Origin of the sequence: uncultured Aquimonas sp. (assembly GCF_937888285.1) — a bacterium.
Taxonomy (GTDB): domain Bacteria; phylum Pseudomonadota; class Gammaproteobacteria; order Xanthomonadales; family Xanthomonadaceae; genus Aquimonas.
On record NZ_CALART010000065.1, the window covers coordinates 55,688 to 76,672 of the forward strand.

Sequence of the window (20,985 nt, forward strand, 5' to 3'; positions counted from 1 at the left end):
TGGAAGCGAGCGCTCGCTTGCGCGCTAGAACGGGGCGAGTGTGAAGCCCATGGTGGGCCGGGGCCCACCCTATGACGCCTCGCGCTGCGATCCGAGCGACGCGCTGTCGCGGTTCGCAGGGTGGGACTGCTCCGTCTCGACTGTCATCGCTGTGTCAATGAACAGTCATGCCCGGGCTGCAGGATGCGCGCTCCTTTCGCTGCGGAGCGTCCTCTATGCGTCTCGTCCTGCTGTTGAGCCTGCTGCTGCCCGTTGCCTGCGCTGCACAGCCGTCCGCCGAGCCTGCCGAGGCCAAGCTGCTGGGTGCACTGCCCGTGCAGCTGGGTCCGCGTCCCTTCTTCCTGGTAGATGACATGCAGGACGGCGCATTGAAGCGCGATCTGCAGCGCTGCGCCGCGACCCGGCCGCTGTACCGGCCCAGCCAGTTCTCGATCGGCCACCGCGGTGCGCCGATGCAGTTCCCCGAGCATACGCGCGAGTCCTACATCGCTGCGGCGCGCATGGGCGCGGGCGTGCTGGAGTGCGATGTGGCCTTCACCCGCGACAAGGCACTGGTCTGTCGCCACGCCCAGGACGACCTGCACACCACCACCAACATCCTGGCCACGCCGCTGGCGGCCAAGTGCACGCGGCCGTTCACGCCGGCCGAGTTCGACGCCGCCGGCACCCTCGTGCGCGCGGCGAGCGCCGAGTGCCGCACCAGCGACATCACGCTGGCCGAATTCAAGACCCTGCGCGGCAAGATGGACGCCTTCAATCCACGCGCCCGCACGGTGACCGAGTACATGGCGGGCACCGCCAACTGGCGCACGGACCTGTACTCCGGCCCGAGCAGCGGCACCTTGATGACCCACGCCGAGAGCATCGAGCTGTTCAAGCAGCTCGGCGTGGACATGACGCCGGAGCTGAAGTCGCCGGTGGTGGCCATGCCCTTCGAGGGCTTCAGCCAGCAGGACTACGCGCAGAAGCTGCTCGACGAATACCGCGCTGCGCGCGTGCCGGCGCGTCGCGTCTGGCCGCAGAGCTTCAACCAGGCCGACGTGCTGTACTGGGTGCAGCGCGGCGGCGATTACGGCCGCCAGGCGGTCTTCCTCGACGACGCCAACACCGTCGCCGACCTGCCGAGTGCTGCCGAACTGCGCAACTACCGCAGCCAGGGCATCCGCATCGTTGCGCCGCCAACCTTTGCGCTGCTGGCGGTCGATGGCCAGAACCGGATCATGCCCTCGCAGTACGCCCGCGATGCACGCGCCGCCGGCCTGCAGATCATCACCTGGACGCTGGAGCGCAGCGGCATCCTCGCCGACGGCAACAACGGCTTCTACTTCCAGACCTTCGACAGCGCGATCCGCCGCGAGGGCGATGTATTCGAGGTGATCGACGTGCTGGCGCAGGACGTCGGCGTGCTCGGCATCTTCACCGACTGGCCGGCGACGGTCAGCTTCTACGCCAACTGCAAGGGCCTGCGCTGAGGCGTTGATCGCCGCCGCGGCTTTCGTCGCGGCGACGGTTACGGCAGGGCGATTGGCAAGAGCCTTGGAGTTCGAAGGGAGGATTGAGCGAACGCATTGGGCCGCGTTGCCCGTGGCCCACGCAGAGGAATCAGAGCTCGAATAGGGTGGGCCCTGGCCCACCGTGAGCTCAACGCCGGCCCCGATGTCGCTGTCGATGTTGCAGGCGCTGGCGGCAGAGCCAGCGCTGGCAAGACAGGGCAATGCAGTGGCGAGTGTTCACGCCATGGTGGGCCAGGGCCCACCCTATGGGATTCCCTTTGCGCGATCGCAGTCGCGGCGTTCTTGGCTTGCGGCGAGGCTCCTACGCGGGGCGTTGGGCCGCGCTGCGCTTGGCCCAACCTACGTAAGCCATGCGTCGCGCTTGATGGCAAACGGCGAGGCCCGCGGGCGGAATTCATCGCCTTGGGACATAGGCCTGCGATTGCGGCGCGACACAGCGTTGCAGGGTGGCGGATTGTCGGTGCTCCAACGCGCGCCCATCCTTCATGGCATGTCAGAAGAAGGATGGATGACCATGTCGCTCGCTCCCAGCCTGTTCGTGTCCCACGGTGCGCCGACCTTCGCGCTGGCGCAGTCGGCCCCGGCCCGCGCGCTGCGCGCGTTCGGCGCAGCGCAGCCGCGGCCCTCCGCGGTGGTGGTGGTGTCGGCGCACTGGCAGACGCCGGGCCTGCGCGTGCAGGCGGCGGCGCAGCCTTCGACCGTGCACGATTTCGCCGGCTTTCCCGAGGTGCTGTATCGCCTGCAGTACCCCGCGCCCGGTGCGCCCGCGCTGGCTGCCGAGGTGCGCGATCTGCTGGTGGCGGCCGGCCTGCCGGCCCAGCTCGACGCGGTGCGAGGCTTTGACCATGGCGCCTGGGTGCCGCTGATGCACCTGCTGCCGGCGGCCGAGGTGCCGGTGCTGCAGGTTTCGCTGCCGCAGATGGCCGGGCCGGTGCTGGCACACAAACTCGGCCTGGCGTTGCGGCCGCTGCGCGAGCAGGGCGTCTGGGTGCTGGGTTCGGGCAGCCTGACCCACAACCTGTACGAGCTGCAGGCGCCGCAGAGCCCGCCCGTGGCCTACGCGCAGGCCTTCGTCGAGGGCGTCGAGGGCGCCCTGGTGCAGGGCGATGTCGACAGCCTGATCCACTACCGCCAGCGCATCGAAGGCGGCGCGCGCGCGCATCCCAGCGAGGAGCACTACCTGCCGCTGCTGGCGGCGGTGGGTGCGGCAGCCGAGGGCGAACGCCCGCGACGCATCGCCGACGGCATCGAGTTCGGCGTGCTGTCGATGGCGGCCTATGCCTTCGGCGGCGTGGAGCTCGCTGCGGCGGCGTGAGAGCCTCTCGGCCCCGCGTCGCGGGTCAGGTGTTCTCGAAGAAACACGGGGTCGTCATCCCCGCGGAGGCGGGGATCCAGGACTCGTGCGACCGCGGCAAGCGACACTGGGCCCCCGCCTACGCGGGGGCGACGATCGATGGGGTCGCAATCGTTCAGTTTCTTGAGAGTTGGAGGACAACGCGTCGAAGCACGGCCGTTCCTGAGCAAACCGGATTCATTCGCTTGCGCGCGTTGTAGGAGCCTGCTTGCAGGCGACCGCAGCCTGCGCGTTGCGACCCACGCTGCGGGTCGCGAGCAAGCTCGCTCCTACAAAAAGCAGACTTGCGCTGGGGATGAGGTCAGTGGCGCTACGAGACTCGTGTTTCTTATGCGCCCATGAAGCCCCGGGTTGCTGCGGCGATCGCCTATCGCCCCAGCGCGAAGCCCATCCAAGAGAATGGCCGCCACGACAGGGTCGTGGCGGCCGAAGGGCACGGTGCGGTGCCTGAGGGCTTAGCTGCCGCGGACCACCAGGTCCTTGGCTTCGACGCCACGCACGCCCTCGGTGGTTTCGGCGATGCGGATCGCCTCGGCGCGGGCCTGGGTGGTCGCGACCACGCCGCGCAGGTGCACCACGTTGTTCTTGGTTTCGACGCTGATGTCGGTGCCCGGCACGTTGCTGTCGGCGACCAGCTTCGACTTCACCTTGGTGGTGATCCAGGCGTCGTCGATCACTTCGCCGGTTTCGCTGGCGGCGGCGCGCACCTCACCGGAGGCAGTGGCGGTGTTGGCGGCCTGGCGGGCCTGGGTGCCCGGGGCGGCAACGACCAGCTGGTTGTCGACGCTGACCACGCCATCGACGTGGGTGGCGAGCTCGGTGGCCGCCTGCTTGGCCGCGGCGCTGTCGGCGCCGCCGCTCAGGGTCACGCGGCCCTGGCGGGTATCGACATTGATGTCGAAGCCCTTGGTGCGCTCGTCGGCCAGCAGCTTGGTCTTGACGCTGGCGGTGATGGTGGCGTCGTCGATGGCCTGGCCGGCGGTGCGCTGCGGCGCGGCTTCGCTGGCGTGGACGCTCAGCGGCAGGGCGGCGGTGGCCAGCACGGCGGCGATGGAGGCGGCGATCAGCGAGGTCTTGAGGGTATTCATGGTGTCTCTCCTTCTGGGGGGGGGTAGTGCAGGGCGTTGGCCGGCGGCATCGGCGCGCCGCTCGACCGGGGTCATGACCTTGGGGTCAGGCCTGGCGAATCAGGCGTTGAAGGACTTCTTCAGGCTGCGCATCTCGTCGTGGCAGGCGCGCACCTGCGGCGCGTGGGTCTGCAGCAGCGCCTTCACCGAGGGGTCGGTGACTTCGGTCATCGCTTCCTGGAAGTGCTTGAGCAGGCGGTCCTCGGTTTCCTCAAGCTGGGCGACGTAGACCTTGTCCTCATTGCTGCTCAGCTTGGCGCGCAGCTCGGTGTAGGTCTGGCGCAGGGTGCCGGCGAAGGTGCCGTCGCGCGGCGCGTCCTCGTTGTTGAAGTGCAGCTGGCCGCGCAGCGCGCTGGCCAGACGCTGCTTGTGTTCACGCATGCGGCTGAACACGTTGCGCAGCTGCGGGTTGCTGGTCTTGACCATGGCCTCGCCGTAGAACTCGGCGCCGTCGTTGGCGATGCGCACCAGGTCCTGCACGGTGTCGGCATGGTTCATCGAAGTGCTCATTGGGCTGCTCCTTGCATTGAGGGAAAGAGGGCAAGGCCGAAGCGTTCAGCCTTGCCGCGCGCCGGGGCTGGCGCCCTCGCGGATCGGGCACGCAGGTGCCGGATCGGAGAGGTGGGGCGCGATCCGGGCCCGGCCCGGGGGAGGGAGGCGGTGGGAACCCGGATCGCTGCGCCCACTGTGGTCAATCCAGCTTCCGTGCCAACTGCGAAAAGCGATAAGAATCAAGGGCCTGTGAATCGAGCTCGAAGTCGCCACGCGGCCTGTCCGTGCAGATCGACAGATCAGGCCATGCGCCCTGCAAGGTCGGCCGGCCCCAATCTGTCGCGCATCTGAACGAAACCGGACGCTGACGGCGTCGCGGCAAGCGGGCATCATCCCCAGCCGTGCGGCGCAGGCCGCGACCCCGGCAAGGAAGCAGCGATGTCCCCATGGCGAAGCGCGGCGCAGGCCCCCCTGGTGCTGGTGGTTGACGACCAGGAGGCCAACATCCAGCTGATGGGCAAGGTGCTGGGCGCCGTCGGCTTCGACGTGATGCCGGCGCTGAGCGGCGAGCAGGCCCTGCAGCGCGTGCGCGCGCAGGCGCCCGACGCCATCCTGCTCGACATGCGGATGCCCGGCATGGATGGCTTCGGCGTGCTCGAGCGGCTGAAGCACGACCCTGAGCTGGCCGATATCCCGGTGCTGTTCGTGACCGCCGAGCACGATCGCGAGCGTGTGGTGCAGGCGATCGAGGCGGGGGCTGCCGACTACCTGACCAAACCCTTCGTGGCCGAGGAGCTGATCGCCCGCGTGCGTGCGCACGCCGAGGCCAAGCAGCTGCGCGATCGTCTGCGGCGGGCCATCCGCGAGCGCGAGGAGACCAGCAGCATGGTGGCCCACGATCTCAAGAACCCGCTGTTCACGATCGCGCTGAAGGCCGGCGTGATCCGCGAGCAGGCGCATGACCCCGAGCGCGTGCGCGAACTGGCGACGCGCATCGAGGCGGCCGCGCAGCGGACCATGGAGTTCGTCAGCAACTACCTGGAGCGTCGCGCCGAAGTCGAGCTGCGTCGCGACTACCAGCCTTCGGTCTGCGACTGCGATGCGCTGCTGACCGTGCTGGAGCGCGAGTTCGACACCGTGCTGGTGCACAAACAGCAGCGCCTGGTGCGCGAGGTGCAGGAGCTCGATCCGGTGCTCGCCGATGTCGAGGCGGTCGGGCTGGTGCTGCGCAACCTGCTGTCCAATGCCAGCAAGTACGCGCCGCCGGGCAGCACCATCACCCTGGCCTGCCGGCGCGGCAAGCCCGGCCATCTGCAGATCGCGGTGATCGACCAGGGCCCCGGCATTCCCGAAGCGGAGCGGCCCAAGCTGTTCCAGCGCTTCATGCGCCTGTCGACGCAGCCCACCGGCGGCGAGAGCTCGACCGGCCTCGGCCTTGCCGACGCGCTGAAGGAAGCGCGCTGGATGGGCGGCGAGCTGTGGTACGAGGACGCCCCCGGCGGCGGTGCGGCCTTCGTGCTGGAGCTGCCGCTGGCGCCGGTGGTGTAGGCCCTGCGGGCTCGGCGCGGGCGAGGCCGCACGCGCGACGGAGCGGGCATGGCCCAGCCGCCTGCGGGGCGGTGAGCCGGCTGCGCGACGGGCCGGCGTTTTGCATCACCACGCACCGCAGAGTGCACGAAGCGTCCACGCGGCTTGTCGGAGCGGGCTCTGCAAGTGCATGAATTTTCAGACAATGCGCGCTTGGCACGAAGCGTGGACTGCCTTGGATGCGCGAATGGCGCATCCCATTCCAAGGAGTCCACCCATGCTTCACTACGCCGTCGTCTTCTTCATCATCGCCCTCATCGCTGCCGTGCTCGGCTTCGGCGGCATCGCGGGTGCCTCCGCCGGCATCGCCAAGATCCTGTTCCTGGTGTTCCTGGTGCTGTTCGTGGTGTCCCTGATCCTGGGCCGCCGACCGCGGGTCTGACGCAGCCGAGGTGCAGCACCGGAAGCCCGGGGCCCTGCGGCTCCGGGCTTTTCGTTTCTGGGTCGCTTGCGGGTGTGGCGTGGTGGCGAAGCGCTGCCAGCTGTTCGCCGCGCTTCGATCGAGCCCCTCGCTCAGGAGATGTGCTTCGTTCCTGGCCCGGACTCCGCGGGACTCGCTGGCGGATGCGCTGCGCTTATCCGCCCTACGAATTCGAAGGACGCCCTGCCTCGAACCCAGCCACCAGTGACTGTTCGCTACCCCTCGTTCCAAGCGCCAGGCCCACGGAATGTGCTTGGTCGTTCGCCGGGACTGCATCGAAATCGCTGGCTGATGGGCGCGCCCCTCAACGCTCGATGATCTGCGCCCAGGGTCGCAGCGATTCGCTGTGGCCCAGCACGATCTTGGCGCAGACCAGCAGCGGCATCGCCAGCAGCAGGCCGAGCACGCCCCAGAGCCAGCCCCAGAACAGCAGCCACAGCACGATCACCACGGGATTCAGGGCGAAGCTGCGGCCCAGCAACAGGGGGGTCACCAACTGGCTTTCCAGGGTGTTGAGCACGAGGTAGGCGGCGGCCGGCAGCAGGGCCGCGCCGAGTGTGTCGAACTGCAGGATGCCGAGGGCGGCAAGCCCCAGCGCGCAGATCAGCGGGCCGAGATAGGGGATGAAGTTGAGCAGGGCGGCCAGCAGCCCCCACAGCAGCGGATCGCGCACGCCGAGCAGGTGCAGGGCGCCCGCGGTAGCAGCGCCGAGCAGCAGGTTCACCAGGGTCACGGTGCCGACGTAGCGGCTGATGTCGCTCTGGATCGAGCGCACGATCGCCACCGTGGTGCGCTTTTCGCGCAGGGTCGGTGCGATGGTCACTGCGCGCCGGAACAGGCCTTCGCCAAAGACCAGGAACAGATACACCAGGATCAGGGTGCTGCCGACCGAGGCGGCGACCAACAGCAGGCCGCCGAAGCGTTCGCTGAAGCCCGCCCGCGGCCGCACCACTTCGACCTTGCGCTGGGCCGGCGCCTCGCCGCCGATCGACTCGATCGCCTGCAGGGCCTCGTTGACCTTGCCGGCGGCGAGCACGGGCTGGGTCATGCGCTGCATGCGGCGCTTGAGCTCGCCGATCACCCGCGGCGACTGCTCGACGGCCTGCAGGGCGGGCGCCTGCACGGCGTAGCCGATCGCGCCCAGGCTGGCGATCAGGCTGCCCACCACCAGCGCTGCGGCGAGTCCGCGCGGCAGGCCCCAGGCGGCCATGCCGCGCACGGCGGGGTTCAGCAGGAGGGCGATGAAGCCGCCCAGCAGCACCGGCAGCAGGATCGGCGCCGCCACATCGATAGCCACGCCCAGCGCCAGCAGGGCGAGCACGACCAGAGACCAGCGGCTGTAGCGTGCCGGCGCACGCATCCTCGCTGCGTGTTGGGACGGTTCCGCGTCTGCGGACTCCGCCGCCGCTTCGGTGCTCGCGCTCATGGGCTGCCGGTTCCCTCCTCGCTGGACGCCACAGTCGGCGCCGCATCCTCGCTGGCGGGTGCGCGCAGGGCGCGCTCCAGCAGCGGCACCAGCATGCCCCAGGGCAGGGCGGCCAGCACCGAGAAGGACAGCCCGGGCCGCGCGCGCGGCCGCCGGTCGAGGTCGCGTTCCAGCACGGCACCGAGCACCGCGCCGCCGCCGACCCACAGCCAGGGCCAGAGCTCGCGCACGCGACCCGCGACGCTGCGCGCCTCGCTGGCGCTGCGTGCCCGCAGCGCCTGCACCTCGCGGGTCTGCGCACGCACGTCCGCGCGACGCCGGCCGAGGCTCATGGCGCATGCTCCCGCCACAGCGCCGACAGCTGTTCGCGCGTGCGCGGCAGGCCGCAGTCGCCGAGGTGGCGCGAGGCGCGCAGCCAGCAGGCAGCACCTGCCGCCAGCAGCAGCGTCAGGCTGATCGCCAGCGAAGCAGGCCAGGACAGGCCCAGGGCCAGACAGGTCGCCACCAGCAGGGCGCAGCCCAGCACTACCGCCAGGCCGATCAGCAGCAGGCCGATGACGGCGAGCACGCCGGCGCGCAGCAGCAGGGCGAAGCTGAGCCGCAGCTCGCTGCGGGCAAGCGCGGCCAGGGCCAGCAGGGTCGCCTGCAGGTCGTCCATCAGCTGCCGCAGCGAGGGCAGGGCGACTGCGTCCTCCGCTGACGATGTCGCGGGAACGGCGTTCGGCGATGCGGCGCGGGGATCCACGCCGCTCGCCGGGCTGCTGGCTGCAGGCCGCGCGTCCATGGTCAGCGACGCAGCAGCCGCGAGATCAGGAAGCCACCGGCAGCAGCGATGCCGAGTGCAGCCAGCGGATGTTCGCGGACGAAACCTTCGGAACGCAGGCGCAGGTCCTGCCACTGCTGCTGGGCCTGCACGGCCGCGGCGTGGCCGGCCTCGCGCACTTCGCTGCGCGCAGCGCCCAGCTCGGGGCCGGCGGCGGCCAGACCCTCCTGCAGGGCGACGCGCGCCGCGGTTTGCGCTTCGCCGACGCCGGCTGCGGCCTCGCGGGCGGCCTGCAGCAGATGCTGCCCGGCCGACTGCAGATGGGCACCGGTGCCGACAGTTTCGGGGGTTTCCTGGATGGAGTTGCGCTTGCTGGCCATGGTGGATCTCCTTGGCTTGGTGGGGAGGGAGTCGGCGCCGCCTGGGCGCCGCGGTTCAGCGTGGAATCGGTGTCTGTCGCGCCTGTAATTCGTCGAAGCTCTGCAGCTGAAGGGCATCAAGCTCCAAGCTGCGGCGGTCGATGCGGCTCTCGACGCGGAGCATCCGCGCCGGCGCATCGGCCACGTGCAGCAGGCCCCAGAGCACGAACTCGGCGTCGCGTGGCCGCAGCTGCCAGTGGCTGATCTCGACCACCTCGAAGCGCAGCGGGCGCGCCTCGCCCTGGGCCAGCGCGGCCTCGACCCGGCTGCCCAGCTGCTCGCGCAGCAGGGCGGAAGTCGCCGCGGCACGCGCGTCGCCCTGTGCGCGCCCGCGGTCTTCGCTGGCGATCACCGGCGCTGCGAGCAGCAGAAGCGCGAGCAGGGCGAAGTGGCGGCCACGCCCATTCATGCCTGCGCTCCTGCAGCCACCGGCAGCGGGCGCGACGCCTGCGGCGCGAGCGCGTCGACGCGGCCTTCCGCATCCACAGCGGAGCGATCGGCCTGGGCCGGACGGCGTCCGGCGGCAGCGATCTCGGCGAAGACCTGAAGGTCATGTTCATTGACGTCGCAAAGGCAGAGGGTGGTCATGGCAAACTCCCGGGGCTTCACAGGAGTGCATTCGCAGGATGCGTGCCAAGCCCTTTCGGCCTTGAGTTCTGCTTTTCTTTCAGTTGCTTGGAGCCCTTGCACGCGGCGACGCCGAGTCCACGTCCGTGCAAGGGGCACGGTCGCGGCCTGCGAGCTGCACGATCCGACTCGGTCGGCGCGGCCCTCCCTCCCTTTCAAGGATTTCCCATGTCACGTACCGCCGAGCCCAGCGCCCGCATCCTCGCCATCGACGATGAGCCCGATCTGCTCGACAGCTATGCCGCCATCGTCGAGGCCCAGGGCATGCGCCTGACCCCGGCGCAGTCGCTGGCGGAAGGCCTGAAGCTGGCGGCCACGCGGCCCTTCGATGTCTGCCTGCTCGACCGCAACATCGGCTACGAGCTCGGCACCGAGGCCGTGCCCGAGCTGAAGCAGCAGGCGCCGGGTCTGCGCATCATCATGGCCACCGCGCACCGCGACACCGAGGCCGCGCTGGAAGCGCTGCGGCTCGGCGTTGACGACTACCTCGTCAAGCCCTTCTCGCCCGAGCAGCTGCGCATCGCCCTGGCCCGGCAGATCGAAGCCCGGCGCTTGAACCGCAAGGTCGAGACCCTGGAGCGCGACGTGCGCGCCCGCGGCCCCGGCGATCTCGGCAGCCAGTCCAAGGCCATGCAGGAGGCGATCGCCCTGGCCCGGCAGGTCGCGCGCACGCCGGCCAATGTGCTGATCCTCGGCGAGAGCGGCACCGGCAAGAACGTGTTCGCGCGCGCCATCCACGGCTGGAGCCCGCGCGCCTCCGCCGGCTTCGTCGCGGTCAACTGCCCCTCGCTGGGTGCCGACCTGCTGGAGAACGAACTGTTCGGCCACCGCAAGGGCGCCTACACCGGCGCCGCCGACAGCAGCGAGGGCCGGGTCGCCCTGGCCGAGGGCGGCACCCTGTTTCTTGATGAGATCGGCGAGTTTCCCCTGGCCCTGCAGCCCAAGCTGCTGCGCTTCATCCAGGACAAGGAGTACGAGCGCGTCGGCGACCCGGTGACCCGCCAGGCCGACGTGCGCCTGGTCACTGCCACCAACCGCGACCTCGCGAAGCAGTGCGAGCTGGGCGAGTTCCGCCAGGATCTCTACTACCGTTTGAACGTGGTGGCGATCACCCTGCCGCCGCTGCGCGAGCGCCGCGAGGACGTGCTCGAGCTGGCGCAGACCTTCCTCGCCCGCTACGCCGGCGATTACGGCTGCCCGGCGCGCGCCTTCGAGCCCGCCGCCGAGCGCGCACTGGCCGGCTACCACTGGCCCGGCAACGTGCGCGAGCTGCAGAACGTGATCGAGCGGGCGGTGATCCTGAGCCCCAACGAGCGCGTGCCGGCCAGCCTGCTGAGCCTGCAGTCCGGGCCTGGGGCGGGCGCCAGCGCGGCCGGGGGCGCGGTCGAAGCGCGCGCCGGCAGTGACATCAGCCTGGAGCAGCTGGAGCGCCTGCACATCGAGGCCATCCTGGCGCGCGCCGAAACCCTCGACGAGGCCGCGCGCATCCTCGGGATCGATGCCTCGACCCTGTATCGCAAGCGCAAGGCCTACGGGCTGAGTTGAGGCGGCTGCAGGTGTCGGTCACGGCAAGCGCCGGCCCAATGGTCGTGCGAAATGCAGGGCCATCCGCCCCGCAGGCGTGCAGATTGCACGCCGCCTCGCGCGCCCGCAGCGCCGCCCTGTGCAGGGCGACACGCTCCGGGCCGGCGGACATGCAGGCGGCGTGATGGCACGGTCCCTGCTGTGCCTGATGCGACACGTACGGCTCGCGCTCGCGCGGGCTCATCACTCCAGGGCGCGACACAGCGCCCGACCATGACGGCCACTGCGCTGGAACGCGCCGATGGCTGCGAGGACTGCCCATGAGTACCCAGCCAATGGATATCCACCGAACGCGCACCGGCATGCGACCGGCGCAGGCCTGGAGCATCGCCATCGCCGCCATCGCCGTGGTGCTGGCCTGCGGCGCCCTGTTCCCGCCCGGCGACTGGTACGCCGCCCTGCGCAAGCCGACCTGGCAGCCGCCGAACTGGCTGTTCGGACCGGTGTGGTCGAGCCTGTACGCCCTGCTGGCGATCGCGCTGGCCCTGCTGCTGCAGGCGCGGCCGGGCCCGCGACGCAGCGTCGCCCTGGTCTGGTTCGGCGTGCAGCTGGCGCTGAATGCGGCCTGGAGCCCGCTGTTCTTCGGCCTGCAGCAGCCCTCCTTGGCCTTCGTCTGCATCTGCCTGTTGTGGATCGCCCAGCTCGGCAGCATCCTCGCCGCATTCAAGCTGCGGCCCGCCGCAGGCTGGCTGCAGGTGCCCACGCTGGCCTGGGTGTCGTTCGCATTGGTGCTGAATGGCGTTATCGTCGCCCTGAATCCGATCTGAGGCCTGCCGCGAACCACGGGTCCGCCGGCCGTTCGCGCCCTCCCCGCCCTACGACCCCTCCGCCGACGGCTGTGCCCCGCGCTCCGAGTGAACACGATGCGCTCCAATCCGACCGGCGACGACAATCCGCGACTTCCCGGCAGCGCGGGAAGTGCCTTCCAGCGCGGCCTGCTCACGCTGTCGGTGCTGCTGATCATCGCGGCCGCGATCTACAGCGCCAGCACCGTCGGCAAGGTCCGCAACTCGGTTGATTGGGTCGCGCACACGCAGGGGCTGCAGGCGCGCCTGCACCAGCTGATCGCCACCGTCCACAACGTCGAAACCTATGGCCTGCGCTACCTGCTCAGCCAGCGCGACGACTACCTGCGCGAGCACGCGCTGGCGATCGAGGCGGTCGAAATGCAGCTGCAGGAAATCGGCCCGCTGCTGGCCGACAACCCCGCCCAGGCCGATCGGCTGATGGAGCTGCGCGGCCTGCTGGCGGCGCGCGACGAGTTCTATCGCGCCGCCGTCGGCGAAGCCCAGACCCTGGGCCTGCCCGCTTCGGTCGAGCGCGTGCGCGCGGGCCGCGGGCACGAGATCCTCAGCCGTGCCCAGGCGCTGGTCGTCGAGATGAAGCGCGAGGAGGCCCGCCTGCTGCAGGCGCGCAAGAGCGAGCTCGACGCGGTGATCGTGCAGAGCACGGTCACGGTGCTGCTGGTGAACGTGCTGGCCCTGGTGCTGGGCGGCGTGGCGCTGGTCTCGCTGCGCCGCGGCGCGCGCGCGCGCGCCGCCGAGGAGCTGGCCGAAGTGCGTGCGCAGGAGGCCGAGCGCGCCAGCCGCGAGAAGAGCCAGTTCCTGGCCAGCATGAGCCACGAGATCCGCACGCCGATGAACGCGGTGTTCGGCTTCTCGCAGCTGCTGGCGCGTACCCGCATCGAGCCGCAGGCGCAGGAGTACATCCGCGCCATCCAGACCAGCGGCCGCGCCCTGCTCGCGCTGATCAACGACATCCTCGACCTGTCCAAGATCGAGGCAGGCAAGCTCGACCTGCAGCCGCAGCGCAGCGACCTGCGCGAGCTCATCGATTCCACCCTGACGGTGTTCGGCGAAAGCGCCAAGGCCAAGGGCCTGAAGCTGCGCGCGCGGATCTCGCCGGCCCTGCCTGCCAGCCTGTGGCTGGACCCGCACCGGGTCCGCCAGGTGCTGAACAACCTGGTCTCGAACGCGGTGAAGTACACCGAGCGCGGCGAGATCACGGTCAGCGCCGAGGCGCGGCCACGCTCGCCGGGCAGCTGCGATCTGGTCATCGAGGTCCGCGACACCGGGCCCGGCATCGCGCCGGAGCTGCAGCAGCGCGTGTTCGAGCCCTTCCAGCGCGCGGTCGCCGGCGCCGATGCACCGCAGGGCACCGGCCTCGGCCTCGCCATCGTCGGCCGCCTGCTGTCCCTGATGGACGGGCGGATCGAACTCGACAGCGCGCCCGGACGCGGCAGCTGCTTCCGCGTGCTGCTGCAGGGCGTGGCGGTCAGCACCCAGTCGCCGAGCAGCGACAGCGAGCGCGGCGACGAGGTCGACTTCGCGCGTCTCGCACCCAGCCGCATCCTGGTGGTCGATGACGTCGCCTGGAACCGGGAGCTGCTCGCGGCCTTCCTCGCCGAAGGCGGGCACAGCCTGGCCTTCGCCGGCCACGGCCAGGAGGCCCTGACCGTGGCCGAGCGTTTCGATCCCGAACTGGTGCTGATGGACCTGCGCATGCCGGTGATGGATGGCCGCGAGGCGACCCGCCGTCTGCGTGAATGGGATGCCGCCCGCCAGCTCGATGCGCCGCAGCGGTCGCCGCTGCGCATCGTGGCGGTCAGCGCGTCGAGCATGGCGGCGGAAGAGCGCGCGGTGCGCGGCGAATTCGAGGCCTATGTGCGCAAGCCGGTCAGTCGCGAGGCCTTGTTCGAGGCCCTGGCCCGCCTGCTGCCGGCACGTGATGCGGAGGCCGTTGGTGAACCGGCTGTCGCTGCGCACGCCCCCAGCTTGAGCGCCACGCCAGCAGCGAAGGCATCGCTATCGAGCATCGATCCTCAGCGCCATGCGGATGCCTGCGAGCGCCTGCGCCAGCTGCAGCAGACCCTGCTGCCGGGCCTGCTGCGCTCGCTGCGCGTGTCCGAGGTGCGCGGCCTGGCCGAGGAGCTCGGCGATCTGGCCCAGACCCTCGGCAGCGAGGCCCTGGCCGCCTATGCACAGCGCCTGGCCGGTGCCGTCGAGCGCTTCGACGTGGTGCAGATGGAATCCCTGCTGCATCAGTTCGACGCCCACGTCGAGGACGCGCTGCGCGACCCCGCTTCCGACTGCTGAGGGCGGGCGCGGGATCTCTGCCAGGGGCCTGGGCACGACGCCCGGGGCGGCGTTTGGCCCTCCCGGGTGTCCTGCTGCCCTTGTTGCCCCGTGCGTGCTGCCCGAACGCGAAAGCAAGCCTGCTGGCGACCGGCAGGCTCGCTGCGAGGCCCGGGCTGCGGTCGCCTGCGAGCAGACTCCTACCAGGAGCGGAGGCGCCTCGCGTGTCGCTCACTGTCGGCGGCGCTGCGAATCCCGAATCCCGAATCCCGAATCCCGAATCCCGAATCCCGAATCCCGAATCCCGATTCCCGATTCCCGATTCCCGATTCCCGGCTGTTTGTAGGAGCGAGCTTGCTCGCGACCCGCTGCGCAGGCACAGAGCGCAGGCTGCGGTCGCCTGTGAGCAGGCTTCTACACACAGCGCGTGCCGGTGACTTCGCGCTCAGCGCGAGCCGGTGAATCCATGCGTCTTCGAGATCGCCTGATCCGCCGCGCGGGGCGGGGAAGCTCCCCGGCTTGCAGGCTGCAGGCCGCATCGTGCAGTTCGCTGCGCGCACGCGCTGGAGGGCTCCTCCGTGGCGCCCGCCAAGCGCCAGGGCGATAGTTGAAAAAGGGCAGGAAATACAGAGGCTTGCCGCGTCCGCATGGGGCGCTTTCCGCACTTGGCACGGCTGCTGCTGAAGCATGGTCAGGGTGCAGCCGGAAGGGTTCCGGTGGCGCCCGAGTGTTGGCTCAATCGCCAATCCATCCTCCACCTGCAGCCAAGGAGTGACCCATGCAAAAGATCGTTCTGGTGATTGGCATTGTCTGTCTGCTCGCCGGTGCGCTGTTCGCCACTGGAGCAGTCGGCATTCCGGACGAGAAGACCCTGGTCAGCGTGGGCGAGGCCTCGCTCAGCGTGGAGACGCGCGAGCAGGCGCCGCCGGTGCTCGGCTACGCACTGCTGGCCCTGGGCGGCCTGCTCACCGCGGGTTCGCTGCTGGTGCGCCGTCGCTGAGGCGGCGCCGTTTTTCCTTCCTTCCTTCAAGACTGGAGACATCGCATGAACAGTGATCGCATCAAGGGCAAATGGAAGCAGCTGACCGGCCGCATGAAGTCCGAGTGGGGCCGGCTGACCGATGACGACCTCGCCTACGTCGAGGGCCACCGCGACTACCTGGTCGGCAAGGTCCAGGAGCGCTACGGCATCGCCCGCGACAAGGCCGAGGAGCAGGTCAAGCGCTTCGAGTCCTCGCTGTAAGGCCGCACCCTGCGCGGCGTCGCCGACCCGGCCCCCCAAGCCAACACCCGCTGCGCCCATGGCGTGCGGGTCCATCGATTCCCCTCCCCAGGAGAGCCCCATGAAGACCACCACCCTGATCCATCCGCTGGCCGGCGCGCTGGCCTTCGCCCTCGTGCTCGGCGGCTGCACCGAATCGCCCGAGCAGACCGCCCGCGATGTCGCCGAAGCGCAGCGCGAGCGTGCGGCTGAAGTCGCCGAGGCCGAGCGCGAGCTCAAGACCACGGTCGCCGATGCCAATGCCAAGGTCGATCGCAACCTCGCCGAGGCCCAGTACGAGGTGCGCGACGCCCAGCTTGACCCCGATGTCGATGCCGAGGAGCTGGCCGAGCGCCAGCGCGAGGCCCGCGACTCGGTGGCCGAGGCCCAGGCGGACGCCGGCGAGAGCGTGGCCGAAGCCGCCTACGAGCTGGCGGTGGCCCGCGCCGAGGGCGAGCGCAAGGTCGCCCTTGAGCGCTGCGAGGGCATCGACGCCGGCGCCCAGCGCGATGCCTGCCAGGCGAATGCCGAGGCCGCTTTCGAGACGGCCAAGGAGCGCGCCCTGGCCGCGCGCGAGCGCGCCGACTACAGCGCCCAGAGCCGTCGCGACGAGCGCTGATCACCCCGCGATCCGCACTGATGCGGCCACGGTCGAGCCCCAGGCTCAACCGTGGCCGCGTTGCATTCACGCCCGCGAAGGCACCGTGGCACGCATGCTGCTTGAGGCATAGGCCCCGTCTTCGAGCGTCCGAATGTCTGCCCCTGTGTGTCCCAAGTTGACGGTGCGCGTGCGCCTTCCAGCCATGGGGGTCGGCCCGCTGCTGCGTGTCCTCGTGCTTGTGTTCGGCCTTGCCTTCGCCGCTGTCGCCAGTGCCGCGCAGCCCGATGTCCTGCTCGTTCATGCCGCCGGCGATCCGGTGTCCGAGCTCGACGCCCGCGGCATCCGCGAGGCCCTGCAGGAGCAGCGCGCGCCCTTCGACGAACTCGCGCTGGCGCCGGGCCAGCGCCTGCCGTCGGATGCCCTGGACGGGCGCACCGCCTTGGCATTGGCACATGTCGAGCTCGATCCCGCCGATGCGGCCGCGGTGGAGGCCTGGGTGCAGGCCGGCGGCGGCCTGTTCGCGACCGGGCGCTCGGCCTTCGGGCTGCAGGCCGCGCTCGGCCTCGCCAGCGTGCAGGCACTGGCGCGCGAGCGCCCGGGTCAGTCCACCCTCGACGAGATCCGCTTCGGCGTGGCCCATCCTGCCGCCACCGGCAGCTACTGGAACGGTGCCTCGATGCAGGTGCCGCCGATGCCCGGCTCCGAGCTGCCGACGGTGCCGCAGCTGCTGAATCGCGCGGTCTGGCCGGCCTATACCGCCGCCAGCGCGGGCGCCGAGACCCTGGCGCGCTGGCGCGGCAGCAGCGACGCCTGGAGCGTGGCCGACGCTGCTCCCGCCGTGTTCACGCACGCGCACGGCGAAGGTCGGACCCTGTGGTTCGGCGCGCTTCCCGGGGTCTATGCCGACTGGGCCTATCCCTTGGGCTGGCGCGAGCCGATCCAGGAAGGCCTGGCCTGGGTCAACCGGCGCGGCGCCCTGGTCCAGCTCGGTCACTGGCCGCAGGCCAAGCGCGCGGCCTACGCCTTCACTGCCGACACCGAAAGCGCCGCCATGCGCACCGCCGTGCCGGTGCTGCTCGACATGTTCGAGCGCCTGCAGCTCGGCGATTTCGGCACCTTCTTCCTGGTCGGCACGACGGGTGGCGACCCCGGCAGCGAGGGCGCGGTCGAGAATCCGCAGATCGTGCAGGCCCTGCTGGAGGCCGGCGCCGAAATCGCCGGCCATGGCGACGTGCATTTGCGCTTCGTCGGCCAGTCCGAGGCCTTGCAGACCCAGCGTCTGCAGTCGATGCGTCAACTGATCGAGAGCAGCGCGCCGGGCGTGCCGCCGCTGCTCGGATTCCGCGCGCCGGGGCTGGCGATCGACCGCGCGACCTGGCGGGCGGCCGCGACTGCAGGGCTCGCTTACGACAGCAGCGACCAGGACGTCTGGTGCGAATGCAGCCTGCCCTGGTGGACCGGCGAGGTCTGGAGCCTGCCGCCGACCGCGCCGATGGACTACATCCTGATCGACCAGTACCAGCTGAGCGGCGCCCAGCTGGAGGCGGTGATGATCGACAAGGCCGCCTATGTCGCCAGCCGGCGCGGCCTGTTCAACTGGGTCACCCATCCCTGGGTGCTGGAGGGCCGCACCGCCGGCGACGTTTCGGGCCCACCGGTGCGTCCGGGGGTGATGGCCAACGTCGAGGCCATCCTCAGCGCCGCCCGCGACGACGGCGGATTTTGGATGCAGCGCCTCGACACCGTCCTGGCCTGGTGGCTGCAGCGCGAGGACCTCCGCATCGAGCTGGTCGAACGCCGCGTCGACCTGCTGCGTCTGCGCCTGCACAACGACGGCGACATCGCGGTGGCGGGCGCCTCGCTATGGCTGCGCCCGCCGCCGGCGGAGTTCCCGTGGCAGGTGAGGCTCGACGGCGTTGTCGCCAATACCGAGGCGCGTCCGCACGGTCTGGGCGCGCCGATCGACTACCGCGTGCTGGTGGTGCCCCAGCTCGGCACCGGCGCCAGCGCCGAGATCACCCTGGAGCTGCAGCGTCCGACGGAAGTGTTTGCTGACGGGTTCGAGGGCTGAGGGGCGCGACCGTCTCCGCCGCGGGTGGGTGCCGCCTCAAGCGGACCTTCGAGCGGCGCGCGGCATCCCAATGCTTGGGTATCGCAACGTCCGTGCGTGACGTGAGGCTGCGGCGGATGCGCTGCGCTTATCCGCCCTACGACCACGAGCGACGCGATCTCTCCAACGAAGCCCACCACCGTTGTGCGCGTAGAGTGGATAAGCGAAGCGCATCCACCAGCTTTTTCGCCGACTCGCCGACACCGCAATGCTGCGCCCGCTGTCCACTCCGCCCGAACGCAGACCGGGCCACACGGGCCCGGTCTGCCGCAACACCTGCTGTGGCGGGCGCCTACTGCGCGCTGCCGGTACCCGCCGCCGTGGCATCCGCCTGGCGACCGGCTTCCAGCGAGGCTTCGCGGGTCGCCTTGAAGGCGCTGCTGGCGTACCAGTTCGGCCAGACTTCGCTGGTGACGATGCGCTCGCCGACCTGGTAGAGGGCGTCGAGGTCTTCCTTCACGCCGGCCAGGTCCCAGTTCGGGTCGAACTCATCGCCGGGCTTGTGGTAGCGGTTGGCGGTGTAGTCGGCGGCCAGCTGCTTGCCGTGCTCCTCGCCCTTCTCGAAGTGGTCGACGCCGCCCTTGGCGTACAGCGAGGGCACGCCGGCCTTGGCGAAGTTGAAGTGGTCCGAGCGGAAGTAGAAGCCGCCCTGCGGCGCCGACTCCGGCTGCAGCATGCGGCCCTGGCCTTCGGCGATCGGCCGCAGGATGTCCTCCAGCTCGGAGCTGCCGTAGCCGACCACGGTGAAGTCACGGACGCGGCCGATCACGCTCATGGCGTCGAGGTTGATGGTGGCCACGGTCTTGTGCAGCGGCACCACCGGATTGGCGACGTAGTACTTCGAGCCGAGCAGGCCGGATTCCTCCAGGGTGACCGCGGTGAACAGCAGCGAGCGCGCCGGGCGCGGGCCGCCGGCGAACTTGCCGGCGATCTCGAGGATGCCGGCCACACCCGAGGCGTTGTCGATGGCGCCGTTGTAGATCTGGTCGCCGCCGGGCTGGAAGCTGCGGCCCAGGTGGTCCCAGTGGCCCATGTAGACCACGACCTCGTCGGCGCGGCTGGTGCCCGGCAGCATCGCCAGCACGTTGTCGGACTGGCCTTCGCGAACGCTGCTCTTGATCGCGGCGCTGGCGGTGGCGTTCAGCGGCACCGCGGTGAAGCCGCGCTGGTTGGCGGCGGCGCGCAGGGCGTCGAGGTCCTGACCGGCGGCCGCCATCAGCTGGGTCGCGGTGGGGGTGTCGATCCAGCCCTGCAGCGGCAGGCGCGGCTCGGGGTCGACGCTGGTGGGCAGGTCGAACTGCGGGCCGGTCCAGCCGTTCTCCACCACCGCCCAGGGATAGGCCGCGCCGGCGTCGTCGTGGATGATCAGGGCAAGTGCCGCGCCCTGGCGGGCGGCCTCCTCGAACTTGTAGGTCCAGCGCCCGTAGTAGGTCATGCGCTTGCCTTCGAACAGGCTCTCGTCGTTGGCGTGGAAGCCGGGGTCGTTGATCAGCATGACCACGGTCTTGCCCTTGACGTCGAGGCCCGCGTAGTCGTTCCAGCCCTGCTCGGGGGCGTTGACGCCGTAGCCGACGAAGATCACTTCGCTGGCATCGAGCGTCGACTCCGGCGCGCCGGTGCGCGTGCCGATCACCATCTGGCTGCCGTAGGTCGGCGCCAGCTCGCTGTCGCCGACCTTGAAGCTCAGCTTGGCGCCCTTGTCGGTGGTGGTGGCCACCATCGGCACGGTCTGCACCCAGCTGCCCTTGTTGCCGGGCTCCAGGCCCATCTGCTGGAAGGCCTTGATCAGGTATTCGACGGTCTTCTTCTCGCCGGCGCTGCCGGGCGCGCGGCCCTCGAACTCGTCGGAGGCCAGCACGCGCACGTGCTCGGCCCAGTCGGCGGTGCTGATGTCGGGCGAGAACGCGTGGCCTTCCCCAGCGGGTGCCGCCGCGGCGGGCGCTTCGGCCTGCGTGGCCGGCGCAGGTGCCGGCGATTCGGATGAACAGGCCGCCAGGCCGAGGCCCAGCGTCAGTGCGGCGGCGAGCGGTAGCAGTCGCATGCGCGGCATTCCTTGGAGTGCGAAGGGGCGCCGATGGTAGCAAGGCGTTCACGCGGCGGCCTGCGCCATCGGTCCTGCCGGCGGCATACGATGCGCGAGGCAGGGCGGGGGACGAGCGATGTTCGGGGACTACGGCGACTGGGGCGTCAATGCGCTGGTGGTGGCGGCGACCGTGGTGATCGTCTCGCTGTGCGTGCTGCTGCACTACGAGGCCCTGCAGTGGCTGTCGGAGCGCCTGCGCCGCATGGCCGGCCGGCGCCGCCGGCGGGTGCTGGTGGGCGTCTACGCACTCGTGCTGATCCACGTCGTCGAGATCTGGCTGTTCGGGGTCTCGCTGTACGTGCTGATGTGGGTGCCGGGCGCGGGCGGCATCGCCGGCATGGCGCATCCGCTGCTGCTGGACGCGGTCTACCTGTCTGCAGCCAGCTACACGACGGTGGGCTTCGGCGACGTCGCGCCGCTGGGGCCGCTGCGCTTCCTGATCGGCACCGAGTCCCTGGTCGGGCTGCTGCTGATCGGCTGGTCGGCGAGCTTCACCTACATCGAGATGGAGGCGTTCTGGCGGCAGCGCTGATGTGCTGCCT

General features: G+C 70.4%; 21 protein-coding genes. 12 read left to right on the forward strand and 9 right to left on the reverse strand.

Features of this window, described 5'->3' with window-relative positions; translation table 11 throughout:
• The first annotated feature begins 215 nt into the window (after positions 1-215).
• Both Q0654_RS13255 and Q0654_RS13260 read left to right on the forward strand, forming a co-directional pair.
• Entirely contained in the window at positions 216-1,472 is a 1,257-nt protein-coding gene (locus tag Q0654_RS13255; protein ID WP_298854559.1) for a glycerophosphodiester phosphodiesterase family protein, read from the forward strand.
• Between the two features lie 556 nt (positions 1,473-2,028).
• Positions 2,029-2,829 carry a class III extradiol ring-cleavage dioxygenase gene (locus Q0654_RS13260; RefSeq protein WP_298854561.1) on the forward strand — a complete coding sequence of 267 codons (801 nt, stop codon included), beginning with the start codon at positions 2,029-2,031 and terminating at the stop codon, positions 2,827-2,829.
• A gap of 494 nt (positions 2,830-3,323) precedes the next feature.
• Here Q0654_RS13260 and Q0654_RS13265 read toward each other — a convergent pair whose 3' ends face one another.
• Positions 3,324-3,956, reverse strand: coding sequence for a BON domain-containing protein (locus Q0654_RS13265; RefSeq protein ID WP_298854563.1), 633 nt, complete (start codon positions 3,954-3,956; stop codon positions 3,324-3,326).
• 99 nt (positions 3,957-4,055) lie between these two features.
• Positions 4,056-4,505, reverse strand: coding sequence for a PA2169 family four-helix-bundle protein (locus Q0654_RS13270; protein ID WP_298854565.1), 450 nt, complete (start codon positions 4,503-4,505; stop codon positions 4,056-4,058).
• Between the two features lie 420 nt (positions 4,506-4,925).
• Between Q0654_RS13270 and Q0654_RS13275 the strand changes: the two genes are divergently transcribed.
• A complete protein-coding gene (locus Q0654_RS13275; RefSeq protein WP_298854567.1) occupies positions 4,926-6,035 on the forward strand; it encodes a hybrid sensor histidine kinase/response regulator in 1,110 nt (369 codons plus the stop codon).
• 256 nt (positions 6,036-6,291) lie between these two features.
• Positions 6,292-6,456, forward strand: coding sequence for a DUF1328 domain-containing protein (locus Q0654_RS13280; protein ID WP_298854569.1), 165 nt, complete (start codon positions 6,292-6,294; stop codon positions 6,454-6,456).
• Positions 6,457-6,799: 343 nt separating this feature from the next.
• Here the strand turns inward: Q0654_RS13280 and Q0654_RS13285 are convergent, their stop codons facing one another.
• From Q0654_RS13285 to Q0654_RS13310, 6 genes are read right to left on the reverse strand one after another with little or no spacing between them, the layout of a single operon-like run.
• Positions 6,800-7,921, reverse strand: a complete 1,122-nt coding sequence (locus Q0654_RS13285; protein WP_298854571.1) for an AI-2E family transporter — start codon at positions 7,919-7,921, stop codon at positions 6,800-6,802.
• Positions 7,918-8,253 (reverse strand): hypothetical protein, encoded by a 336-nt coding sequence (locus Q0654_RS13290; RefSeq protein WP_298854573.1) that lies wholly within the window; start codon positions 8,251-8,253, stop codon positions 7,918-7,920. Before Q0654_RS13290 ends, Q0654_RS13285 begins: the two co-directional genes overlap by 4 nt.
• On the reverse strand, positions 8,250-8,666 hold the full coding sequence (locus tag Q0654_RS13295; protein ID WP_298854575.1) for a phage holin family protein: 417 nt from the start codon (positions 8,664-8,666) through the stop codon (positions 8,250-8,252). The genes Q0654_RS13290 and Q0654_RS13295 overlap by 4 nt, the downstream gene beginning before the upstream one ends.
• A 41-nt stretch (positions 8,667-8,707) precedes the next feature.
• The gene (locus Q0654_RS13300) at positions 8,708-9,064 is read right to left on the reverse strand and encodes a hypothetical protein (protein ID WP_298854576.1); all 357 of its coding nucleotides are present in this window, start codon (positions 9,062-9,064) and stop codon (positions 8,708-8,710) included.
• A 55-nt stretch (positions 9,065-9,119) separates the two neighbouring features.
• Entirely contained in the window at positions 9,120-9,512 is a 393-nt protein-coding gene (locus tag Q0654_RS13305) for a hypothetical protein (protein ID WP_298854578.1), read from the reverse strand.
• Positions 9,509-9,691 carry a hypothetical protein gene (locus Q0654_RS13310; RefSeq protein WP_298854580.1) on the reverse strand — a complete coding sequence of 61 codons (183 nt, stop codon included), beginning with the start codon at positions 9,689-9,691 and terminating at the stop codon, positions 9,509-9,511. The genes Q0654_RS13305 and Q0654_RS13310 overlap by 4 nt, the downstream gene beginning before the upstream one ends.
• A 207-nt stretch (positions 9,692-9,898) precedes the next feature.
• Here Q0654_RS13310 and Q0654_RS13315 point away from each other — a divergent pair, with 207 nt between their 5' ends.
• The 7 genes from Q0654_RS13315 (at position 9,899) to Q0654_RS13345 (ending at position 18,321) form a co-directional block, all read left to right on the forward strand.
• Positions 9,899-11,275, forward strand: a complete 1,377-nt coding sequence (locus Q0654_RS13315; RefSeq protein WP_298854582.1) for a sigma-54 dependent transcriptional regulator — start codon at positions 9,899-9,901, stop codon at positions 11,273-11,275.
• 299 nt (positions 11,276-11,574) lie between these two features.
• Positions 11,575-12,081 carry a TspO/MBR family protein gene (locus Q0654_RS13320; RefSeq protein ID WP_298854584.1) on the forward strand — a complete coding sequence of 169 codons (507 nt, stop codon included), beginning with the start codon at positions 11,575-11,577 and terminating at the stop codon, positions 12,079-12,081.
• 96 nt (positions 12,082-12,177) lie between these two features.
• Complete coding sequence (locus tag Q0654_RS13325; RefSeq protein WP_298854586.1) at positions 12,178-14,409, forward strand: ATP-binding protein; 2,232 nt, start codon at positions 12,178-12,180, stop codon at positions 14,407-14,409.
• Positions 14,410-15,166: 757 nt separating this feature from the next.
• Entirely contained in the window at positions 15,167-15,388 is a 222-nt protein-coding gene (locus Q0654_RS13330) for a hypothetical protein (protein ID WP_298854588.1), read from the forward strand.
• A gap of 45 nt (positions 15,389-15,433) precedes the next feature.
• Positions 15,434-15,631 (forward strand): CsbD family protein, encoded by a 198-nt coding sequence (locus tag Q0654_RS13335; protein ID WP_298854590.1) that lies wholly within the window; start codon positions 15,434-15,436, stop codon positions 15,629-15,631.
• Between the two features lie 100 nt (positions 15,632-15,731).
• Positions 15,732-16,268, forward strand: a complete 537-nt coding sequence (locus Q0654_RS13340) for a hypothetical protein (protein WP_298854592.1) — start codon at positions 15,732-15,734, stop codon at positions 16,266-16,268.
• Between the two features lie 133 nt (positions 16,269-16,401).
• Complete coding sequence (locus Q0654_RS13345; RefSeq protein ID WP_298854593.1) at positions 16,402-18,321, forward strand: polysaccharide deacetylase family protein; 1,920 nt, start codon at positions 16,402-16,404, stop codon at positions 18,319-18,321.
• A 331-nt stretch (positions 18,322-18,652) separates the two neighbouring features.
• Here Q0654_RS13345 and Q0654_RS13350 read toward each other — a convergent pair whose 3' ends face one another.
• Positions 18,653-20,410 (reverse strand): M28 family metallopeptidase, encoded by a 1,758-nt coding sequence (locus Q0654_RS13350; RefSeq protein ID WP_298854594.1) that lies wholly within the window; start codon positions 20,408-20,410, stop codon positions 18,653-18,655.
• Positions 20,411-20,519: 109 nt separating this feature from the next.
• Here Q0654_RS13350 and Q0654_RS13355 point away from each other — a divergent pair, with 109 nt between their 5' ends.
• Positions 20,520-20,975, forward strand: coding sequence for an ion channel (locus tag Q0654_RS13355; protein ID WP_298854595.1), 456 nt, complete (start codon positions 20,520-20,522; stop codon positions 20,973-20,975).
• Positions 20,976-20,985 lie beyond the last annotated feature (10 nt).